This is a genomic window from Streptomyces coacervatus (genome assembly GCF_029223485.1).
GTDB classification, from domain to species: Bacteria; Actinomycetota; Actinomycetes; order Streptomycetales; family Streptomycetaceae; genus Streptomyces; species Streptomyces coacervatus.
The window spans coordinates 52985-73455 of the sequence record NZ_JARHTP010000017.1 but is presented as its reverse complement, the minus strand read 5'-3'; the positions used below and the strand labels follow the sequence as shown (position 1 = coordinate 73455).

Below are 20471 nucleotides of genomic sequence, written 5' to 3'. Positions count from 1 at the left end.
TGTGCAAACGGGCCGCACGCGTACGCGTGCGGCCCGAGAACACTGCCGGGGCTCAGTGACCGCCGGACTCCTTGAAGCGCTTGTACGACCGCTCGATCTCGACCTCGGCGTCGACCCGGCCCACCCAGTTGGCGCCCTCGACGGACTTGCCGGGCTCCAGGTCCTTGTAGACCTCGAAGAAGTGCTGGATCTCCAGGCGGTCGAACTCGGAGACGTGGTGGATGTCACGCAGGTGCTCGACCCGCGGGTCCGTCGCCGGCACGCACAGCAGCTTGTCGTCGCCGCCGGCCTCGTCCGTCATCCGGAACATGCCGATCGCGCGGCACTTGATCAGGCAGCCCGGGAACGTCGGCTCGTCCAGGATGACCAGCGCGTCCAGCGGGTCGCCGTCCTCGCCGAGGGTGTTCTCGACGAATCCGTAGTCGGTCGGGTAGGCGGTCGAGGTGAAGAGTCGACGGTCCAGGCGGATCCGACCGGTCTCGTGGTCCACCTCGTACTTGTTCCGCGAACCCTTCGGGATCTCGATCGTGACGTCGAACTCCACCGGTGGCTCCTCCATGATCAGCACATAGTTCTGGTGGTTAAGTGTCCCTCACGCAGGTGTGTGATCGCGAAAGGGGCTGGTGGTCGTGCCAGAGCTGAGGCCTTGGCGGGCCGCGAAGCCGCAGGTGGTGCGGGCCGCGAACGCCGTCCGACCGCGTCTGGCACGGGCCGCCGGGACCGTACGCCCGCAGCTCGAACGGGCCGCGAACGCCGTGCGACCACGTCTCGAACGGGCCGCGACTGCTGCGAAACCGCAGCTCGCACGGGTGCGGCCCGCCCGGATCAGATGGCCGAAGACCGTCAGGACCTGGCAGTTCACCGCGGGCGCCGCCACCGCCGGTGTGGCGCTGGCCGTCACCGTGGCGACCGCCGCCGGCCCCTGGGACTCCACCGGTCAGCGTACGGCCGAGGTGGACCGTGCAGCCGCTCTGGACCATACGGGTGGCGCAGATCACGACCGTAATGGCGATACGTCCGATTCAGGCGGTACGACGGCCGGGGGGCCCCGCCCCGCCCCCAGCGCCGCATCCGTCCTGACCGGCCTGGGCGGCGCCACGAGCACCGTCAGGTCGGCCCCGACCGCAACGGCCCTCTCCGGCGTCCTGGACCCCCTGCTGAAGGACGCGGCGCTCGGCGCCCGCCACACCGCCGCGGTCGTCGACGTCGCCACCGGCAAGCGCCTCTACGGCACCGGCGCCGACGACGCGCTGACCCCCGCCTCCGTGACGAAGATCGCCACCGCGGTCGCCGCGCTGTCGACGCTGGGCGCCGACCACCGCCTGACCACCCGCACGGCCCTGGAACCCGACACCAAGGAACTCGTCCTGGTCGGCGGCGGCGACCCGACCCTGACCGCCCACGAAGAGGCGGACGGCTGGGCGAGCCTGAGGGACCTGGCCGACAGGACGGCGACCGCCCTCAAGAAGCGCGGCATCAAGGAGGTCACGCTCTCCTACGACACCACCCTGTACGCCGGACCCGAGCTCCACCCCATCGGCGTCAACGGCAACCTCGCGCCCGTGAGCGCCCTGATGGCCGACGAGGGCCGCACGGACGACTCGACGAGCGGGCCGGTCACGCGCGTGACGGACCCGGCGGCGGACGCGGCGCGCACGTTCGGGACGTTCCTGGCGGGCCAGGGCATCAAGACCACGTCCCCCGGCCCGTCCAAGGCGACGACCCGGGCCGAGAACCTCGCCGCCGTCTCCTCGCCCCCGCTCTCGTCCCTGGTCGAGCGCATGCTGACCAACAGCGACAACGACATCGCGGAGGCCCTGGCGCGGCAGACGGCCGCCGCGACGGGGCAGCGCGCGAGCTTCGACGGCGGCGCGTCCGCGATCGCCGGCGCACTGAAGAAGCTCGAACTCCCCCTCAAGGGCGCCCAGTTCCACGACGGCAGTGGCCTCGACCGGGACGACAGACTCACGGCCGACCTGCTTACCGCCCTGCTGGTGAAGGCCGGCGACCCCGCCCACCCCGAACTCCGCCCGGTCCTGACGGGCCTTCCGGTGGCCGGCTTCACCGGCACCCTGACCAGCCGTTACACGGGCGGCGCGGCAGGTGTCGTACGAGCGAAGACGGGCACTCTGACGGGCGTGAACACCCTGGCGGGAACGGTCGTCGACCAGGACGGCCGCCTGCTGGCGTTCGCCTTCCTGGCATCGGACACGACGAGCCCCCTGGAGGCCCAGTCCGCGCTGGACCGGACGGCCACGGCACTGGCGGCGTGCGGTTGCAGCTGACGCGGCCACCGGCCACGGCCGCCTCCGCCTGCCTCCCGCGGCCTGCCCCAAGTGGGAACGCTCACGTACCGTTGACGCATGACGAGCATCGGTGGTGCCGAGATGGTCGACTGGAATCTCGCGGTGGCGACCGCGACCCGGCTCGTGCGGCCGGGCCCCGACGTGAGCCGTGACGAGGCCCGGGCCGTCGTCGCGGAGCTGCGCCGGCATGCCAAGGCCTCGGAGGAACACGTCCGGGGCTTCACTCGTATGGGCAGGGAAGACACCCACGACACCCCGGTCCTCGTCGTCGACCGCCCCGGCTGGGTCCGGGCGAACGTCGCAGGCTTCCGGGAGATCCTCAAGCCGCTGCTCGACAAGATGCAGGAGCGGCGCGGCAACACCCCCGGCGGCGCGGTCCTCGGCGCCGTCGGCGGCAAGGTCACCGGCGTCGAGCTGGGCATGCTGCTGTCGTTCCTGGCCTCCCGGGTGCTGGGCCAGTACGAGACCTTCGCCCCCGCGACGCGCGAGCTCCCGGCCGGCGAGAACGGCGGCGGCCGGCTGCTCCTCGTCGCCCCGAACATCGTGCACGTGGAGCGCGAACTCGACGTACAGCCCCACGACTTCCGCCTCTGGGTCTGCCTGCACGAGGAGACGCATCGCACGCAGTTCAGCGCGGTGCCCTGGCTGCGCGACCACCTGGAGGGCGAAATCCAGTCTTTCTTGGGTGAGACCGAAGTCGACCCCATGACGGTCCTGGAGCGCATCCGGGAAGCCGCCCAGTCCCTTGCCGGCGGACGCCCCGAGGGCGAGGAGGACGACGGCGGACGATCCTTCGTGGAGATCGTGCAGACCCCGGCGCAGCGGGAGATCCTCGGGCGCCTCACCGCCGTGATGTCTCTCCTGGAGGGCCACGCCGACTTCGTGATGGACGGGGTGGGCCCGGCCGTCGTGCCGTCCGTCGCCGAGATCCGCGAGAAGTTCCAGCAGCGCCGGGCGAAGGGCGCCTCCCGACTGGACATGGCCCTGCGCAAGCTGCTCGGTCTGGATGCCAAACTCAGGCAGTACCGCGACGGCGAACGCTTCGTACGAGCCGTCGTCGACCAGGTCGGCATGGACGGCTTCAACCGTGTGTGGACGTCCCCCAACACCCTGCCGACGAAGGCGGAGATCTCCAAACCGGCGGACTGGGTTGCGCGGGTGCACCGCAAGAGTGAGACGTGAACCACATGGGAAGGTCGTGAAACGAATCCGGCCGACGGCAGGCGAACGCCCCTCCAATCACCCGTCCGAGGGACCGTGAGCCATGGGTAGGCGTGCGATGCTCGGGGAACGGCCCGGTTCTGTCACCATCTACACACTCTGAGTGACCGACCTCGGGCTCACCCCCCGAAAACTTCATGAAGGGAACCGGACATGGGTCCCCATCCTGCGGTCGCGGCGATACGCCTGGCGGTCCGCCACGTCCTCCACGACATCCTCAACGACCACCGCAGCACCGCCGAGTACGCCGGGCTCCCCGGGCAGGCCCCGCACGAGCGCCCCTCGTCGCCGCTCGTGCTCGTGGCGTGCTCCGGCGGCGCCGACTCCGTGGCCCTCGCCTCCGCCCTCGCCTTCGAGGCCCCCAAGCTCGGCATCCGGGCCGGTGGCGTCACCGTCGACCACGGACTGCAGCCCGGCTCCGACCTGCGCGCCGACGAAGTCGCCCTGCGCCTGCGCGAGATGGGCCTCGGCCCGGTCGACTCCGTCGCCGTGACCGTCGGCCGCGAGGGCGGGCCCGAAGCCGCCGCCCGCGACGCCAGGTATGCCGCACTCGACGCCGCAGCCGTCCGCCACGGCGCCACCGCGATCCTGCTCGGCCATACCCGCGACGACCAGGCCGAGACCGTCCTGCTCGGCCTCGCCCGCGGCTCGGGCATCCGCTCCCTGTCCGGAATGGCCGCGGTCTCGGGGGCCGACGGCCGTTACCGCCGCCCCTTCCTCCAGCTCGACCGGCAGACCGCCCGCAAGGCCTGCATGGTCCAGTCGCTCCCCGTCTGGGACGACCCCCACAACGCGGATCCCGCGTACACCCGCTCCCGGCTGCGCCACGAGGGCCTGCCCGCCCTGGAGAAGGCGCTCGGCAAGGGCGTCGTTGAGGCCCTCGCCCGCACCGCCCAGCTCTCCCGCGACGACGCCGACGCCCTCGACGCCTGGGCCGGCCAGGCCGAGTCCACCGTGCGCGACGCCACCGGCCTCCTGGAGTGCGCCAAGCTCTACGCCCTGCCGCCCGCCGTGCGCCGCCGCATCCTGCGCCGCGCGGCCATCGAGGCCGGGGCTCCCGCCGGTTCGCTGTTCGCCCGCCACATCGAGGAAGTCGACCGGCTGATCACCGGCTGGCGCGGCCAGGGAGCCATCAATCTCCCGGGCAAAGTGGTCGCCCAGCGCCAGGGTGGCAGACTGGTGATTCGGCAAGGCTGAAACCTTGCCCCCCTTTGGGGGGTGATGGCGGCCGGTGGGACGACCGAAAGTGATGCGGGTGGACGCGAAAGACATGGGCACCGACCTCAAAGAGGTGCTCATCACCAAGGAAGAGATCGACGCGAAGCTCGTGGAGCTGGCCGCGAAGATCGACGCGGAGTACGCGGGCAAGGACCTGCTCATCGTCGGCGTCCTCAAGGGCGCGGTGATGGTCATGGCCGACCTCGCCCGGGCGCTGTCCACCCCCGTCACCATGGACTGGATGGCCGTGTCGTCGTACGGCGCGGGCACCCAGTCCTCCGGCGTGGTGCGGATCCTCAAGGACCTCGACACCGACATCAAGGGCAAGCACGTCCTCATCGTCGAGGACATCATCGACTCCGGCCTGACCCTGTCCTGGCTGCTGTCCAACCTCGGCTCCCGCGAACCCGAGTCGCTGAAGGTGTGCACGCTGCTGCGCAAGCCGGACGCCGCCAAGGTCGCCATCGACGTGGAGTGGGTCGGCTTCGACATCCCGAACGAGTTCGTCGTCGGCTACGGCCTCGACTACGCCGAGAAGTACCGCAACCTCCCGTTCGTCGGTACGCTCGCGCCCCATGTCTACGGCGGCTGAACCGGGCCCTGGGCCAACGGAGCCGTCTTTGTAGGACGATCGGGAACCCCAGCGGGTTTCGCGCCGTTGGAGCATGCAGACGGGTTTGCCAGCCGTCCCGTGCGGCTTCGCGCGACAATGCTGGGGTACCGTCAGAAGAACTGTCTTATCAAACTCACTATGGCAGGAGGGACGGGGCGACACCGCTCCGTATGGATGGACGTGAAGCGATACTTCCGTGGGCCGGTCATGTGGATCGTGCTGGCCGTCCTTGCCGTGGTCGTGTTGATGCAGGTCGTCGGCTCGTCCGGCGGCTACAAGACGGTGGACACCGGCCAGGTCGTGGCAGCGATCAACGACAACAAGGTGGAGTCGGCCAAACTCACCACCGGTGACGAGCAGACCATCAAGGTCCAGCTCAAGAACGGCGAAAAGGTCGAGGGCAGCTCGAAGATCCAGGCGAGCTACATCGGCGACCAGGGCGTGGGCCTCGCCAACACGCTGCAGACCAAGTTCCAGGACAAGCAGATCCCGGACGGCTACACCGTTTCGCCGTCCAAGCAGAACCCCTTCCTGGGCATCCTGCTCTCCCTGCTCCCCTTCGTCCTGATCGTGGTCGTCTTCCTGTTCCTGATGAATCAGATGCAGGGCGGCGGCTCCCGGGTCATGAACTTCGGCAAGTCCAAGGCCAAGCTCATCACCAAGGACACCCCCAAGACGACGTTCTCGGACGTCGCGGGCTGTGACGAGGCGGTCGAGGAGCTCCACGAGATCAAGGAGTTCCTGCAGGAGCCGGCGAAGTTCCAGGCCGTCGGCGCCAAGATCCCCAAGGGCGTGCTGCTCTACGGCCGTCCCGGTACCGGCAAGACGCTGCTCGCGCGTGCCGTCGCCGGCGAGGCAGGGGTCCCCTTCTACTCGATCTCCGGTTCCGACTTCGTCGAGATGTTCGTCGGTGTCGGTGCCTCCCGGGTCCGTGACCTGTTCGAGCAGGCCAAGGCGAACGCCCCGGCGATCGTCTTCGTCGACGAGATCGACGCGGTCGGCCGCCACCGCGGCGCCGGCCTCGGCGGTGGTCACGACGAGCGCGAGCAGACGCTGAACCAGCTGCTCGTCGAGATGGACGGCTTCGACGTCAAGGGCGGTGTGATTCTCATCGCCGCCACGAACCGTCCCGACATCCTCGACCCGGCGCTGCTGCGCCCGGGCCGCTTCGACCGCCAGATCGCGGTCGACCCGCCGGACCTGCAGGGCCGTCTGGAGATCCTCAAGGTCCACCAGAAGGGCAAGCCGGTCGCGCCGGACGTCGACCTTGCGGCCGTCGCCCGCCGTACGCCGGGCTTCACCGGCGCGGACCTGAGCAACGTCCTCAACGAGGCCGCGCTGCTCACGGCCCGCAGCGACAAGAAGCTGATCGACAACTCCATGCTGGACGAGGCGATCGACCGCGTGGTGGCGGGCCCGCAGAAGCGGACCCGGATCATGTCGGACAAGGAGAAGAAGATCACCGCGTACCACGAGGGCGGCCACGCCCTGGTCGCAGCGGCTTCCCCCAACTCCGACCCGGTCCACAAGATCACGATCCTGTCGCGCGGACGGGCCCTCGGTTACACGATGGTCCTGCCGGACGAGGACAAGTACTCGACCACCCGCAACGAGATGCTCGACCAGCTCGCTTACATGCTGGGCGGCCGCGCGGCCGAGGAACTGGTCTTCCACGACCCGACGACCGGCGCTGCGAACGACATCGAGAAGGCCACCGCAACGGCCCGCGCGATGGTCACGCAGTACGGCATGACCGAGCGCCTGGGTGCCATCAAGTTCGGTGGCGACAACACCGAGCCGTTCCTGGGCCGGGAGATGTCACACCCGCGCGACTACTCGGAAGAGGTCGCCGCGCTTGTCGACGAAGAGGTCAAGAAGCTCATCGAGAACGCGCACAACGAGGCCTGGGAGATCCTGGTCGAGAACCGCGACGTCCTCGACCAGCTGGTGCTTCAGTTGCTGGAGAAGGAGACGCTGAACAAGGAGCAGATCGCCGAGATCTTCTCCCCCATTGTGAAGCGTCCCCCGCGGCCGGCCTGGACCGGCTCCTCCCGCCGCACACCGTCCACCCGTCCGCCGGTGCTCTCCCCGAAGGAGCTCGCACTGACGAACGGCGCCAACGGCGCGACCCCGGCGATCTCCACCGTCAAGTCGACGGCGGCGGAGTCCGCCCCGGCGATCGAGACGGCCCCGGAGGACCGCCCCGAGAGCTGAGGCTCCCCGCCCGGCGCCCTCACCAGGCCCGGAATGAACGCCGCGCCCCCCAGGTTTTAGCCTGGGGGGCGCGGCGTTTTCAGCCATGCCGCAGACGAGGCGCGTGGCCCGCACGCGTGACCCGCACAGGAACGAGGCCCCAGATGACCGACCCCGTGACGCTGGACGGCGAGGGCTCGATCGGCGAGTTCGACGAGAAGCGCGCCGAGAACGCCGTACGCGAACTGCTGATCGCGGTCGGCGAGGACCCTGACCGGGAGGGCCTGAAGGAGACGCCGGCGCGGGTGGCGCGGGCCTACCGGGAGATCTTCGCGGGGCTGTGGCAGAGGCCCGAGGACGTGCTGACGACGACGTTCGACCTGGGGCACGACGAGATGGTGCTCGTGAAGGACATCGAGGTACTGAGCTCCTGTGAGCATCATCTGGTGCCCTTTGTCGGCGTGGCCCATGTCGGTTACATCCCGTCCGTCGACGGCAAGATCACGGGCCTTTCGAAGCTGGCCCGGCTCGTGGACGTCTATGCACGCCGGCCTCAGGTGCAGGAACGACTCACCACGCAGATCGCCGACTCACTGATGAAGATCCTGGAGCCGCGCGGGGTCATCGTCGTCGTCGAGTGCGAGCACATGTGCATGTCGATGAGAGGCGTCCGCAAGCCCGGGGCGAAGACCATAACGTCGGCGGTGCGTGGCCAGCTGCGCGATCCTGCCACCCGCAACGAGGCGATGAGCCTGATCATGGCGCGCTGACGCCGGGCGGGCATGGCCTCAGGCGGCCGACGCCGCCCCGTTGTTGTGCTCGTCGTCGTCCTCCGGGAGCCGGCACACGCGCTCCAGGAAGATGGCCGCCACTATGACCGCGACGCCCGCGACCACCGAAAAGCCGGCGTAGATGGCCTGGTCGCGGCGGGCGGGGATGTCGAGCTGTTCCAGGAGAAAGACGCCCGTGCCGCCGTACATGCCGGCGACGAGGGCGGCGACCAGGGCGCTGGCCTGGCCGAAGACGACCGCGCGGGCCGCCATCAGGGGATCGACGCCCTTGGCCTCGGGGAGGCGCTCGCGCTGGGCCTTGAAACGGCCGCGCAGCGAGAGCGCCGTGGCCAGCAGCACCACCGCGATCAGGGCGAGGACGATGGGGGCGGCGAGGGGGACGCTGGGCAGGGTCCCGATCGAGTTCCAGAGGCGGGCGCCCGCCCAGGACAGGATTCCGGCCACGACGAAAACGCCGGCCAGCACCCTGATGCGCAGCTCTCTCACGGTGTCCCTTCAGCTCCCCCGGGTCCTGCGGACCGTCCCGCGGACAGTGGTCGTCTTGACCTTAACGACTACTCGGGCAGGTGGAGTTCCAGGTCCTTGCGCGGCGTCACGCCCTCTCGGGTGACGGCGTCGAGAAGATCGGCGACCGCGCCGCGGCCGGGCAGCTGAGCTTCCGGTTCCAGGTCGTGCCAGGGGGCGAGGACGAAGGCGCGCTCGTGGGCGCGGGGGTGGGGGAGGGTGAGGTGCGGGTCGTCGTCGATGACGTCGGCGTACGCGACGATGTCCACGTCGAGGGTGCGTGCGCCCCAGCGCTCGTCCCGTACCCGGTGGAAGGCCTCCTCGACCGCGTGGGCCCGCTCCAGCAGCGAGGACGGCGGCAGGGTGGTCTTCAGGACGACGACCGCGTTGAAGTACGACGGCTGGCTGCCGGGCTCGACGCCCCACGGCTCCGTCTCGTACACCGGCGACACCGCCTTGATCCGGACGCCCGGGGTGTCCTCCAGGGCGTCGATGGCCCCCTGGAGGGTCTCCAGGCGGTTGCCCAGGTTCGCGCCGAGGGAGATCACCGCCCGTTTCGGGTTGTGGAGCGTCGTGTCGGCGGCGTCCACCTGCGCCACGACGGAGGCGGGTACCGGCTGTACGGTCGGGTCGCTCGGACCCGCGGCGAAGGACGCGGTCATACTCGGCTCCGGGTGATGGTGACGGTCACGTCGTCGAAGGGGACCGTGATCGGGGCGTCTGGTTTGTGGACGCAGACCTCGACTTCCTGGACCCCGTCGTGCTTCAGACAGGCCTGGGCGATGCGCTCCGCGAGCGTCTCGATGAGGTTGACGGGCGCGCCCTCGACGACGGCCACGACCTCCTCCGCCACGATGCCGTAGTGCACGGTCTTCGCCAGGTCGTCGTCGGCGGCGGCCGGGCGGGTGTCCAGGCCGAGGACGAGGTCCACGACGAAGGTCTGGCCCTCCTCGCGCTCCTCGGGGAACACGCCGTGGTACCCGCGGGCCTTGAGGCCGCGCAGCGCGACACGATCCACGCGAATCACTCCTGCAATCGTCGGTAACGACCGGTCCGTACCGTGTGCGGGCGGCACACCGGCCTCGAACGAATCTACCTGCGGGCACTGACAGGACCGGGCCACGGGGACGTGGCCCATGCCGGGAACAGGAGGATTCATCGCATGTTTCCCCTGGGGAACCCGGCGGCTCACGGGTTGGAAGCCGCCCCTACCCACGGGTCCGTGATTCCAACCACTTCTTGGTCCCCAGGGGGCGCCTACCCACTCAGGAGGGTGTGTCCTCGTCCTCTTCCTCGTCGTTTTCGGCCATGACCGGGGAGGCGTGGTGGGACCAGAGTTTCCAGCCGGCGGGGGTGCGGCGGAACACGTTCGTGGCGACCACCAGCTGGCCCACGAGCGGGCCGAGCTCCTCGCTGCCCTTGGGGGCGGGGCCGCCGCTGAGGATGTTCTCGGTACAGGTCACCAGGGCGCTGTTGCCGGTGACGGAGACATGCACATCGGTGAGGAAGAACTGAATGTAGTCGGTATTGGCCATAATGAGGGCATATGACCTCAGGACCTCGCCGCGGCCGGTGAGCACGGGCCAGCCGGGGTGGACGCACGAGATCACGCCGGTATCGGCCGGGTCGTGGTACTCCTCGTCGACGCCCAGGTCGGACGGGGCGAGCCAGAGCGAGGACAGGTCTTCGAAGTCACCGCGCTCCATGGCCTCGTAGAAGGCGGTGTTGGCGGCTTCCACCTGCTCGACGTCGGTGTGGGGGGCGCTCACCGGGCTCCTTCGGCGGCGCGCGCACCTTCCACGGCGCGCGCGACCCGTACGGCGTCCGCCGTTGCGCGCACCTCGTGCACGCGCACCGCCCATGCGCCGGCGTGCGCCGCGAGTGCGGAGACGGCGGCCGTGGCGGCATCGCGCTCGCGCGCGGGCGGGGGCGCACCCTCCGGTCCGGCCAGTACGCGGCCGAGGAACCGCTTGCGGGAGGCGGCGACGAGCAGGGGGTGGCCGAGGCCGAGCAGACGGTCGAGGTGGGCGAGCAGGACCAAGTCGTGTTCGGCGTCCTTGGAGAAGCCGAGACCGGGGTCGACGACGATGCGGTCGGGGGCGACGCCGCCGGCCAGGACGGCCTCCACGCGTGCGTGCAGTTCGTCGACGACTTCGGTGACGACGTCGTCGTACGCGCCCTTGACGTTGCCGCCCTCCAGGAAGCCGCGCCAGTGCATGACGACGAAGGGGGCGCCGGTTGCTGCCACCACCTGGATCATCGCGGGGTCGGCGAGGCCGCCGCTGACGTCGTTGACGAGGGCGGCGCCGGCGGCGAGGGCCCGTTCGGCCACGGAGGCCCGCACGGTGTCGACGGAGACCGTGACGCCCTCGGAGGCGAGGCCGCGGACGACGGGGATGACGCGCTTGAGTTCCTCGGCCTCGTCGACGCGGGTGGCGCCGGGCCGGGTGGACTCGCCGCCGACGTCGACCAGGTCGGCGCCCTCGGCGACCAGGTCGAGGCCGTGTTTGACGGCGGCCGTCGTGTCGAAGAAGCGGCCGCCGTCGGAGAAGGAGTCGGGCGTGACGTTCACAACCCCCATGACCGCGCAGCGGTCCCACTCCGGAAGGCCCACGACGCGCCCGCGTCCGCTCTGCTTGCTCATACGTTCAGCGTAGGCCCCGGGCCCCGCCCGGAAACGCCGCGGCCCGGACGGGGCTTCCGTCCGGGCCTGTCCTGCACGGTGTCCGGTGTCCCGGTCAGGTACTCACGCCGCGCGTACGTCGCGCTCCGCGACGGCGTGGGTGCACGCGCGCGGGGCGGTCCTGCGGCGGCGCAGGAAGCGCGGCAGCGGGAGGGCGAGGTTGACGAAGCCCTCCGCCTGCATGGCGGCGAAGCCGATGCGCGGCAGGTCGGCCGATGCGCGGTAGACGACGAAGCGGGGTTCCCAGCGGGGCTGGAACTTCGCGTTGAACTTGTACAGGGACTCGATCTGGAACCAGCGGGAGAGGAAGACCAACAGGCCGCGCCAGGCGCGCAGCACCGGGCCCGCGCCGATCTTCTCGCCCCGCGCGAGCGCCGAGCGGAACATCGCGAAGTTGAGCGACACGCGCGTGATGCCGAGTTTCGGTGCCGCCTGGAGAGCGGCGACGATGAGGAGTTCGTTCATGCCGGGGTCGGCGCTGCGGTCGCGGCGCATCAGGTCCAGGGAGGCGCCGTCGGTGCCCCAGGGGACGAAGTGCAGGATCGCCTTCAGGTCGCCGTACTCTCCCGGCTGGTCGTCCGCCTTGTGGGCGGTGGCGATCAGGCAGTCGCCGTCGGCGGCGTCTCCGATGCGGCCCAGCGCCATGGAGAAGCCGCGCTCGGTGTCGGTGCCGCGCCAGTCCTCGGCGGCGTCGCGGATCCGCTCCAGTTCGGCCTCGCCGAGGTCACGTACACGTCGTACCCGGGTTTCGTAACCGGCGCGCTCGATGCGCTTGACCATCTGTCGCACGTTGCGCATCGCGCGGCCGGCGAGGGAGAAATCCGCTACGTCCACCACCGCCTCATCGCCCAGTTCGAGGGCGTCCAGGCCGGTCTCGCGGGTCCACACCTCGCCGCCCGTCTCCGAGCAGCCCATGACGGCCGGCGTCCAGGAGTGCGCCCTGGCCTCGTCCATGAAGCGCTCGATGGCGCCCGGCCAGGCCTCGACGTCGCCGATGGGGTCGCCACTGGCGAGCATCACGCCGGACACGACGCGATACGTCACCGCCGCCTTGCCGCTGGGCGAGAAGACCACGGCCTTGTCGCGGCGCAGGGCGAAGTGGCCGAGGGAGTCGCGGCGGCCGTGCTTCTCCAGCAGGGCGCGCAGCCGGGCCTCGTCCTCCTCCGTCAGGCGCGCGGCCGGGTGTTCGGGGCGGAAGGCGAGGTAGATCGTCGTGATCGCCGTCAGCAGGCCGAGGGCGCCCAGCGAGAAGCCGACGGTCCACGAGGTGTTGCCCTGGTAGTCGACCGGGCCCTCGAAGCCGAACAGGCCGTACAGCACATGCGTGATGCGATCGGCCAGGCTCGGGTCGCCGACCATGCGGTTCGGATGGACGCTGACGATGACCAGTCCGAGGACGAGGGATCCGGCGCCCATGAGGACGAAGTTGGCGAGCGCGCGCCACCTGCTGCGCGGATCGGGCAGCGCCCGGAACTGGTCGCGGTGTCGCAGCAGCGGTGCGAGCAGCGCCAGCGAGATGATCACTCCGATGAGGGAGTGGCGGTAGATGAACTGCGCCACCGCGCCCGCCGGCAGCAGTGCCACGGCGGCCCGCCAGGCCCGGCGTTTGCCGCGCCTCAGGCCGTGCGCGAGCAGCAGCAGCAGAATGCCGGCGCTGAGCGAGAGCGCGGCCGCGAACGGGCCGAACGAGCCCGGCAGCACCTCGGCGATGGTGTGCATACGGCTGTGCCTGAAGCGCGGGAACACGCCCGCGGCGATGTCCAGAACGCCCACAAGTGCGCAGGCTCTGGCGACGAGGACGGGGACCGCCTCGGGGCGCGGACCACGGAATACGCGTCGCGCGCTACGTGATCGGGAGGGAACCCCACCCGACATTTCCTCATCTGTCCTGACAGACATCGCATCCCGTAGTTCTGCGAGAGACCTTGGATCCGGGCCCGAACGGGGCATCCGGCGACATTGCGCCCTCTAGGACGGTGTCTCGGGGAGCAAGGTTCCAGCCTCTCCTCAAAGCCGGTCCAAAGGCCGAGGAAAGTCCCGGACAAGCCTTCGCGAAAGTGTGCAGGAGCCGGGTGGAAACCGCAGGCAGGAAGCAGGTCATGGGTCTTACGAGCAACAAAGTGCTGCTGCTGGCAGTGATGTTCGCCGTACTGCTGTTCGTGGGCACGGTGTGGCTGTGGCCACGCCTGGCGCGGCGCAACTGGCGGGCTGTCAGCGGACGTATCGGGCTGCTGCTCGGCACCCAGCTGGCCCTCTTCCTGTCGGTGGGCCTCGCCGCCAACCAGGCCTTCGGGTTCTACGCCAGCTGGGCCGACCTGTTCGGCCAGGAGACGGACCAGGGTGTCGTCATCAACCACACGGCGCTCGGCGGGACCGGCGGCCCGCTGCAGGTGATCGACACGGCACGCGTGCGTGGAGCAGGCGGTTCCCAGCCGCAGGTCGGCGGTGAGATCCAGAAGGTCGACATCGTCGGTCGTACGACGAACATCGCCACACCCGCGTACGTCTATCTGCCGCCCGAGTACTTCCAGCCGCAGTACCGCACGCGTACGTTCCCCGCGGCTGTCGTCCTCACCGGATATCCGGGCACCGCCCAGGCGCTCGTGGACAAGCTGCACTATCCGAGTACGGCCCAGGGCCTCGCGAAGAACGGCCGTATGCAGCCGATGATCCTGGTGATGCTGCGGCCGACGGTTGCGCCGCCGAGGGACACGGAATGCGTGGACATCCCCGGCGGCCCGAAGACGGAGACCTTCTTCGCGAAGGACCTGCCCGACGCCGTACTCGCGCACTACAGGGTGGGCAAAAAGCCGGGCAGCTGGGGCATCATCGGCGATTCCACGGGCGGCTACTGCGCACTGAAGCTCGCCATGCACCACCCCCGGTCGTACGCCGCAGCGGCGGGTCTGTCGCCGTACTACAAGGCGCCCATCGACCCCACCACGGGTGATCTCTTCCATGGCAACAAGGGGCTGCGCAATCGCGCCGATCTGTGGTGGTGCATCAAGCACCTGCCCGCGCCGGACACTTCGCTGCTCGTCACCAGCAGCAGGATCGGGGAATCCAACTACAAGGCGACACTGAAGTTCATAGAGGGCGTGCGGGCCACGAACCTGACCCGGATCTCGTCGATCATCCTTGACAGCGGCGGCCACAACTTCAACACCTGGCGGCGGGAGATTCCGGCGACGCTGCAGTGGATCAGCGGACGGCTGAGCGACCGGTGACCAGGGTTGCAAGAGGTGATGATCTTGCTGAATTCGGCAAAGGCCAATTCCTGATGTGCTGTGAACGTTTCGGTATGGCTGTGTTTTTGCGGGGCGGGGCGCCAACACTGGTCTACGCGCGGTAAGTTTCTGGCCATGCCACGTGGACGTCACCGCCATTCCCCGCCCTTGCACAGACTGCTGCCACCGTCGGCGATCGCAGGCGTCTCTTTCGTCTGCGCCTTCGGTCCATGGGTGTTCTCACAACAGTCCGTGCTCCGTGTCATAGCCGCGGCCGCCGCGGCCACGGCGATCGTCGGTGCGGCCGTCATGCGCCGCTGGGACACCCAGGCCGGCAAGCAGGTGGCCGACCTCACGCGCGCGCGTGCGAGCGACGAGTGGCGGCACGAGGAGCGGGTCGCCGAGCTGGAGACCGACCTCGAGGAGTCGCGCGAGCTGCGCACCAAGCTGGAGCAGCGGCTGCGGGCGAAGCGTGCCGAACTGGCGGGACTGCGCAACGAACACGCGGCACTGCTGCGGCGCTACGCCACCGCCGAGACCGAGCGTGCCAGTGCCCTGGAGGGCCGCCGCCTGCTCGAGATAGAGGCCGGGGCTCCGGCCCGTGCGCTGCCGCCCGTGCCGGTGGCCGAGGCGGAGGCTGCGGAGACGGAGCTCGCGGAGGAGACCGAGGCTGTGGCTGCCTCGGCGGACGTGGAGGACGCCGACGGGATGCCGGAGGGCCCCGCGGTCTTCTCGCCGGAGGGATCCCACCTTTTCCTCCGGGCGCAGGCGGCACTGAAACGGTTCGACGAGGACGGTGACGGTTCTCCGAAGGACGGCTCCGCGGCGGACGATTCTCGGGAAGGCGCTTCTGCGGAAGCGGAAGACGCGTCTGCGAAGGACGACTCGCAGAACGACGGCCCCTCGGACGACGACCTCCTGAAGGTCGACTCCCAGGAGGTCGACTCCCCGAAGGGCGATTCCTCGCCCGACGACGACGGTTCTCCGAAGGGCGACGGTCCCACCAAGGGCGACACCTCCCCGAAGCGTGAGCCGGTGAAGGCGAAGGCCGGGTCCGCCACGGCCGAGGCCGTCGCCACCACGGTCGAGACGGCCCCCGCCGCAACCGAGGCCGCCGCCGACGGTGGTGCGGAGACCGCGGCCCAGGAGGATGAGTCGCAGGGGCAGCCCGAGGCGGCCGACGGGCATGAGCGCGCGGTCGCCACCACTTTGGCCAGGTACGCCCCGTCCGACCGGCCCGTGCAGCAGCCCGCCGGGCACTTCGTCGCGCCGACCGCGGTGGCCGTCGTACCGGCCGCGCCCGTGCGGCGCCCGGCGGTCGAGGGCGGATTCGACTTCTTCGGTACGAAGACGGAGCAGGCGCAGGACGCCCTGGAGGCCGTGCAGAACGAGGACCTCGCCGATGTCGTCGGCCAGGAGGCGCTCGCCCTCCACAAGGCCGAGGCCGAGGCGGAGTTCAAGCCGGCCGACGAGAAGGCGCGCGGCGCCGGCCAGGTCATCGACCTGACGGCCCACGACGAGACCGAGCAGATCGACGTGCAGGGGCTGCGGAGCGCGGTCTCCTGAAGCTCGCCCCACGGCTGAGGCCCGCCCTACGGCGCCATCCAGCGGTCCGGGCGGGCGTCCCTGCGCCCCGTCCTTGACCTCTCGGCCTGCCCCCGCAGCAACTCGGCCGCCTCCTGGGCGTCCCTCAGCCGGGCCGTCACGGTCTTGTCGGCCCCCGTGTCCACATGCACGCCGGCGAGCCGCCACAGCCGCTCCCAGGGCCCCTGGGTCAGTCGTACGCTCTGCACCTTCGCGTGCGGCACGAGCGCAAGGCTCCGGCGCAGCAGCCCGTGCCGGGCGGCGAACACCGAGTCGGTGACGGCGAGCCCGTAGCCCCGCCACCACACCGGTATGCACCGTCCGGCCCGCCGAGGGGGTCGGGCCAGCGCCTCGGCCGGCGGCACGGTCACCCCGGGCAGCACGCGCGCGACGACCGCCTCGGCGACCGCCCGTGGAGCGACCGGCACCAGCACGGAGTTGGACGACCCGGCCACATCCAGCTCCACCCGCACCCAGCCGCGCCGCCGCCACAGCAGCGGCTCCACGATCCGCACGGTCTGCACCCGGCCGGGCGGCACCGTCTCGTGCGTACGGTCGAGCAGCCCGTGGTCGATGCGCAGTCCGTCCGGTGACTCGCCCACGGTCCAGTCGTACTCGCCGACGAACCGCCCCGCACTGCTCGCGCCCGCCGCGCCGAGCAGTGGCACACCGGTCGCGAGGACCGTCCACACGCTGTGGGTGGCCAGCCAGAGCACCGGTGGGACGACGAGCGCGGCGGCCAGTGAGCACCAGGTGGCGCCCGTCAGCACGACGGAGATCGCGAGGTCGCGCGGGGGCGTGCGCAACAGCTCGCGCACCGGCGCCTCGCCGACTTCGTGCGCGGTCTCGGGCGCGAACCCGGCGGCGCGCGCCAGCAGTTCCGCACGCAGCGCACGCGCCTCGCGCTCCCCGAGGAAGGAGAGTTCGTCCTTCTTGTCGGTGCCCACGACATCGAGTTTGAGCTTGGCGACGCCCGCCACGCGCGCGAGGAGCGGCTGGGTGATGTCGACGGCCTGGATGCGTTCGAGCCGGATGTGCGCGGTGCGCCGGAACAACAGACCGGTACGTATGCGCAGTTCGGTGTCGGTCACCGCGAAGTGAGTGAACCACCAGGTCAGGAAGCCGTACAGGGCGGCAGCGGGGACAAGGACGGCGAGCGCGACCAGCAGGGTCGTGGTCGTCAGCCTGGTCAGCTGCTGCTGCGCCTGGTCGGGGTCGTGCACGGCCCACCCGATGACCACGGCCACCGGCGCCCACGCCCGCCGCAGCGGCGTCACGGGGTGCAGCCGCCGTTCGGTGACAGGTTCCTTTGCGCGTACGGCGTCGTCGACGCCCGGCGTGGTCACAGGCCCGCCGATCGGGCCTCACCGAGCTCGGTGAGCCGGTCGCGCAGCCGTTCCGCCTCGGCCGGGTCGAGGCCCGGGATGGTCGCGTCGGTCGCGGCGGCCGCCGTGTGCAGCTGCACGCTGGCCAGCCCGAAGTGCCGCTCGACGGGCCCGGAGGTGACCTCGACCAGCTGCATCCGCCCGTACGGCACGACGGTCTCCTCGCGCCACAGCACGCCCCGGCTGATCAGCAGGTCGTCGGCGCGCTCGGCGTACCGCCAGGAGCGCCAGTTGCGGCCCAGCAGCACCCAGCCCCAGGCCGCGACCGCGAGCGGCAGCAGCGCGAGGGCGGCCCAGCCGGGCCCGGCCAGCAGCCCGAGCAGCAGAACCAGGGCGAGGGCCAGCAGCCCCAGCCACACCACCAGCAACAGCCGGCGCATCCGCAGCAGCCCGGGCGGCAGCCCGATCCACTCCGGCTCCGCCGACTCGTCCCCCGTCGTCCCCGTCGGTCCCGTGCTCTGCGGGCTCCCCGTCTCCATACGGCCAGCGTACGTAGGGGAGACTGGGTCCATGACTCCCACGACGGAGACCATGGTCGGTATCGGCGGCGCCGCGGAGAGCACCGACATGGTGCTCAACATCGGACCGCAGCACCCGTCCACGCACGGCGTACTGCGCCTGCGCCTGGTGCTGGACGGCGAGCGCATCATGCACGCGGAGCCGGTGATCGGGTACATGCACCGTGGCGCCGAGAAGCTCTTCGAGGCGCGCGACTACCGCCAGATCATCATGCTCGCCAACCGCCACGACTGGCTGTCGGCGTTCTCGAACGAGCTGGGCGTGGTCCTCGCCGTGGAGCGCATGCTCGGCATGGAGGTGCCCACGCGCGCGGTGTGGACGCGCACGCTGCTCGCGGAGCTCAACCGGGTGCTCAACCACCTGATGTTCCTGGGTTCGTACCCGCTGGAGCTCGGCGGCATCACGCCGGTCTTCTACGCCTTCCGGGAGCGCGAGGTCCTCCAGAACGTCATGGAGGAGGTCTCCGGCGGCCGTATGCACTACATGTTCAACCGCGTCGGCGGCCTGAAGGAGGACCTGCCAGCGGGCTGGACCTCACGCGCGCGTGCCGCGGTCGCCGCCGTGCGCTCGCGCATGGACCGCTTCGACGACCTGGTGCTCGGCAACGAGATCTTCCGGGGGCGCACGCGGGGCGTGGGGACGCTCGCGCCGGAGACCGTGCACGCGTACGGCGTGAGCGGGCCGATCGCGCGCGCTTCGGGCGTCGACTTCGACCTGCGCCGCGACGAGCCGTACCTCGGGTACGGCGAGCTGCAGGACACCCTGAAGGTCGTCACCCGGCAGGAGGGCGACTGCCTCGCCCGCTTCGAGGTGCTCCTGGAGCAGACCCATGTCGCCCTCGACCTCGCCGATGCCTGCCTCGACCGGCTCGCCGACCTGCCGCCCGGGCCGATCAACCAGCGGCTCCCCAAGGTCCTGAAGGCGCCCGAGGGCCACACCTACGCCTGGACCGAGAACCCGCTCGGCATCAACGGCTACTACCTCGTCAGCAAGGGCGAGAAGACCCCGTACCGGCTGAAGCTGCGCTCGGCCTCGTACAACAACATCCAGGCGCTGGTGGAGCTGCTGCCCGGGACGCTGGTCGCGGACATGGTGGCGATCCTGGGGTCGCTGTTCTTCGTGGTCGGGGACATCGACAAGTAGCGGACGGCGAGAAGGCACAAGAGGGGCGGGCGGTCAGCCGACGAGTGCGTCCGGAATTCCAACCGGCTGCAGCAGCCAGCCGAAGTCGCCGAGGCCGCCCGGTGCGGTGAGTTCGGCGGCTTCGCCGGCGCTCGCGAGGGCGCGTACGTAGGCGGCGGGCTGCGTGGACGCGAGTGCGAGCGGGGGGCGTGCACCTGCGATGCCGAGGGCGCGCAAGGCGTCGCGCTGCGACAGCAGGCGCGCGCCGGAGGGCGTCCGTGCTGTCCCGCGCGCCGCGCACGCATCCAGTGCGACGTGCGCCGTGATGTCGCACGACCCGTCCGGCACGGGCGCCGTCTCGCGCCCCGCGCGAAAGCCGGTGAGCGTCCCGAACGGGGGGCGCGCGTCGAGGGTGTGCGCATAGTCGACGGCGACCGCGAGCCCCCGGTCGAGCGAACCGAGCGCGGCCGCCCAGGCCTCGTCCCGGGGAAGCCCGATCTCGGCCCGCAGCCCCTCCTCGGCCGGCAGCGGCCACCACCGTGCGAGCCACTCCGCTTCCGCACCGCCGACCGGCTCCCCGAGCCGTTCGGCCCCGTCCTGCCGCACGAGCACCCGCCGCGGTACGCCCGCCGAGTCCACCTCGGCGATGTCCACCGGTACGTTGTCCAGCCACTCGTTGGCGAACAGCAGCCCGGTGACCTGCTGCGGCGGCTCTGGCAGCCACTCGATCCGGTCGTCGAGGCCCTCCGGGCGGTCGGCGATCTCGACGGCGTACGCACGCGTGCGTGCCGCCACCTCGGCGGGCAGCGCGGCCAGCACCCCGCCGACCAGCTCGCCCCTGCCCGCCGCCATATCGACGAAGGCCAGCGCGCCGGGCCGGTCCAGAGCCGCGTCGACCCGGCACAGCAGCCGCGCCACGGCCTCGGCGAACAGGGACGACGCGTGCACGGACGTACGGAAGTGTCCCGCCGGACCCTCGGGTCTGCGATAGAAGCCGCCGGGCCCGTACATGGCGGCCTGAGCCGCCGCCCGCCAGCCCTGCCACCGGCCCGATGTCTCTTCTGTCACCGGCACAGGCTAAGCGTGCAGGAGAACAGGGCCTCCA

Annotated in this window: 19 protein-coding genes; 9 read left to right on the top strand and 10 right to left on the bottom strand. The window is 70.7% G+C overall.

The genetic code is table 11. The annotated features are described in order from the left end of the window. Window positions 1-52 precede the first annotated feature (52 nt). A complete protein-coding gene (locus P2Q00_RS35005; RefSeq protein WP_194078292.1) occupies window positions 53-544 on the bottom strand; it encodes an inorganic diphosphatase in 492 nt (163 codons plus the stop codon). Window positions 545-623: 79 nt separating this feature from the next. On the opposite strand from P2Q00_RS35005, the gene dacB reads away from it, so the two are divergent. The 6 genes from dacB to folE all read left to right on the top strand — a co-directional run bounded on the left by dacB (window position 624) and on the right by folE (window position 8321). Further along, a complete protein-coding gene (gene dacB / locus P2Q00_RS35000; RefSeq protein WP_275777790.1) occupies window positions 624-2285 on the top strand; it encodes a D-alanyl-D-alanine carboxypeptidase/D-alanyl-D-alanine endopeptidase in 1662 nt (553 codons plus the stop codon). Window positions 2286-2363: 78 nt separating this feature from the next. Then, window positions 2364-3488: a zinc-dependent metalloprotease gene (locus tag P2Q00_RS34995; RefSeq protein WP_275777789.1), complete on the top strand. Its 1125-nt coding sequence runs from the start codon at window positions 2364-2366 to the stop codon at window positions 3486-3488. 192 nt (window positions 3489-3680) lie between these two features. Next, window positions 3681-4724 carry a tRNA lysidine(34) synthetase TilS gene (gene tilS / locus P2Q00_RS34990; RefSeq protein WP_275777788.1) on the top strand — a complete coding sequence of 348 codons (1044 nt, stop codon included), beginning with the start codon at window positions 3681-3683 and terminating at the stop codon, window positions 4722-4724. A 52-nt stretch (window positions 4725-4776) separates the two neighbouring features. Next, window positions 4777-5337 carry a hypoxanthine phosphoribosyltransferase gene (gene hpt / locus P2Q00_RS34985; protein WP_030043337.1) on the top strand — a complete coding sequence of 187 codons (561 nt, stop codon included), beginning with the start codon at window positions 4777-4779 and terminating at the stop codon, window positions 5335-5337. A 195-nt stretch (window positions 5338-5532) separates the two neighbouring features. Continuing rightward, window positions 5533-7572, top strand: a complete 2040-nt coding sequence (gene ftsH, locus P2Q00_RS34980; RefSeq protein ID WP_275777787.1) for an ATP-dependent zinc metalloprotease FtsH — start codon at window positions 5533-5535, stop codon at window positions 7570-7572. Between the two features lie 143 nt (window positions 7573-7715). Further along, complete coding sequence (gene folE, locus P2Q00_RS34975; protein WP_275777786.1) at window positions 7716-8321, top strand: GTP cyclohydrolase I FolE; 606 nt, start codon at window positions 7716-7718, stop codon at window positions 8319-8321. Between the two features lie 18 nt (window positions 8322-8339). On the opposite strand, the gene P2Q00_RS34970 is transcribed toward folE, so the two are convergent. The 6 genes from P2Q00_RS34970 to P2Q00_RS34945 form a co-directional block, all read right to left on the bottom strand. Beyond that, window positions 8340-8828 (bottom strand): DUF3180 domain-containing protein, encoded by a 489-nt coding sequence (locus tag P2Q00_RS34970; RefSeq protein WP_275777784.1) that lies wholly within the window; start codon window positions 8826-8828, stop codon window positions 8340-8342. Window positions 8829-8896: 68 nt separating this feature from the next. Continuing rightward, window positions 8897-9508 carry a 2-amino-4-hydroxy-6-hydroxymethyldihydropteridine diphosphokinase gene (gene folK, locus P2Q00_RS34965; protein ID WP_275777782.1) on the bottom strand — a complete coding sequence of 204 codons (612 nt, stop codon included), beginning with the start codon at window positions 9506-9508 and terminating at the stop codon, window positions 8897-8899. Continuing rightward, a complete protein-coding gene (folB, locus tag P2Q00_RS34960; protein WP_275777780.1) occupies window positions 9505-9864 on the bottom strand; it encodes a dihydroneopterin aldolase in 360 nt (119 codons plus the stop codon). Before folB ends, folK begins: the two co-directional genes overlap by 4 nt. Before the next feature lie 247 nt (window positions 9865-10111). After that, window positions 10112-10615, bottom strand: a complete 504-nt coding sequence (locus tag P2Q00_RS34955) for a nuclear transport factor 2 family protein (RefSeq protein WP_275777779.1) — start codon at window positions 10613-10615, stop codon at window positions 10112-10114. Beyond that, window positions 10612-11490, bottom strand: coding sequence for a dihydropteroate synthase (folP, locus tag P2Q00_RS34950; protein ID WP_275777778.1), 879 nt, complete (start codon window positions 11488-11490; stop codon window positions 10612-10614). Before folP ends, P2Q00_RS34955 begins: the two co-directional genes overlap by 4 nt. Window positions 11491-11592: 102 nt before the next feature. Next, window positions 11593-13404 (bottom strand): phosphatidylglycerol lysyltransferase domain-containing protein, encoded by a 1812-nt coding sequence (locus tag P2Q00_RS34945; RefSeq protein ID WP_275777776.1) that lies wholly within the window; start codon window positions 13402-13404, stop codon window positions 11593-11595. Between the two features lie 224 nt (window positions 13405-13628). Between P2Q00_RS34945 and P2Q00_RS34940 the strand changes: the two genes are divergently transcribed. Together P2Q00_RS34940 and P2Q00_RS34935 are read left to right on the top strand one after the other, a co-directional pair. Further along, window positions 13629-14756, top strand: coding sequence for an alpha/beta hydrolase (locus P2Q00_RS34940; RefSeq protein WP_275777775.1), 1128 nt, complete (start codon window positions 13629-13631; stop codon window positions 14754-14756). Between the two features lie 135 nt (window positions 14757-14891). Then, complete coding sequence (locus P2Q00_RS34935; protein WP_275777773.1) at window positions 14892-16322, top strand: hypothetical protein; 1431 nt, start codon at window positions 14892-14894, stop codon at window positions 16320-16322. Between the two features lie 26 nt (window positions 16323-16348). Here P2Q00_RS34935 and P2Q00_RS34930 read toward each other — a convergent pair whose 3' ends face one another. Both P2Q00_RS34930 and P2Q00_RS34925 read right to left on the bottom strand, forming a co-directional pair. Beyond that, complete coding sequence (locus P2Q00_RS34930; RefSeq protein ID WP_275777772.1) at window positions 16349-17686, bottom strand: PH domain-containing protein; 1338 nt, start codon at window positions 17684-17686, stop codon at window positions 16349-16351. Continuing rightward, window positions 17683-18204 (bottom strand): PH domain-containing protein, encoded by a 522-nt coding sequence (locus P2Q00_RS34925; protein WP_275777770.1) that lies wholly within the window; start codon window positions 18202-18204, stop codon window positions 17683-17685. Before P2Q00_RS34925 ends, P2Q00_RS34930 begins: the two co-directional genes overlap by 4 nt. A 31-nt stretch (window positions 18205-18235) precedes the next feature. Here P2Q00_RS34925 and P2Q00_RS34920 point away from each other — a divergent pair, with 31 nt between their 5' ends. After that, window positions 18236-19387 carry an NADH-quinone oxidoreductase subunit D gene (locus P2Q00_RS34920; RefSeq protein WP_275777768.1) on the top strand — a complete coding sequence of 384 codons (1152 nt, stop codon included), beginning with the start codon at window positions 18236-18238 and terminating at the stop codon, window positions 19385-19387. Window positions 19388-19420: 33 nt separating this feature from the next. Here the strand turns inward: P2Q00_RS34920 and P2Q00_RS34915 are convergent, their stop codons facing one another. After that, complete coding sequence (locus tag P2Q00_RS34915; RefSeq protein ID WP_275777767.1) at window positions 19421-20434, bottom strand: SAM-dependent methyltransferase; 1014 nt, start codon at window positions 20432-20434, stop codon at window positions 19421-19423. Window positions 20435-20471 lie beyond the last annotated feature (37 nt).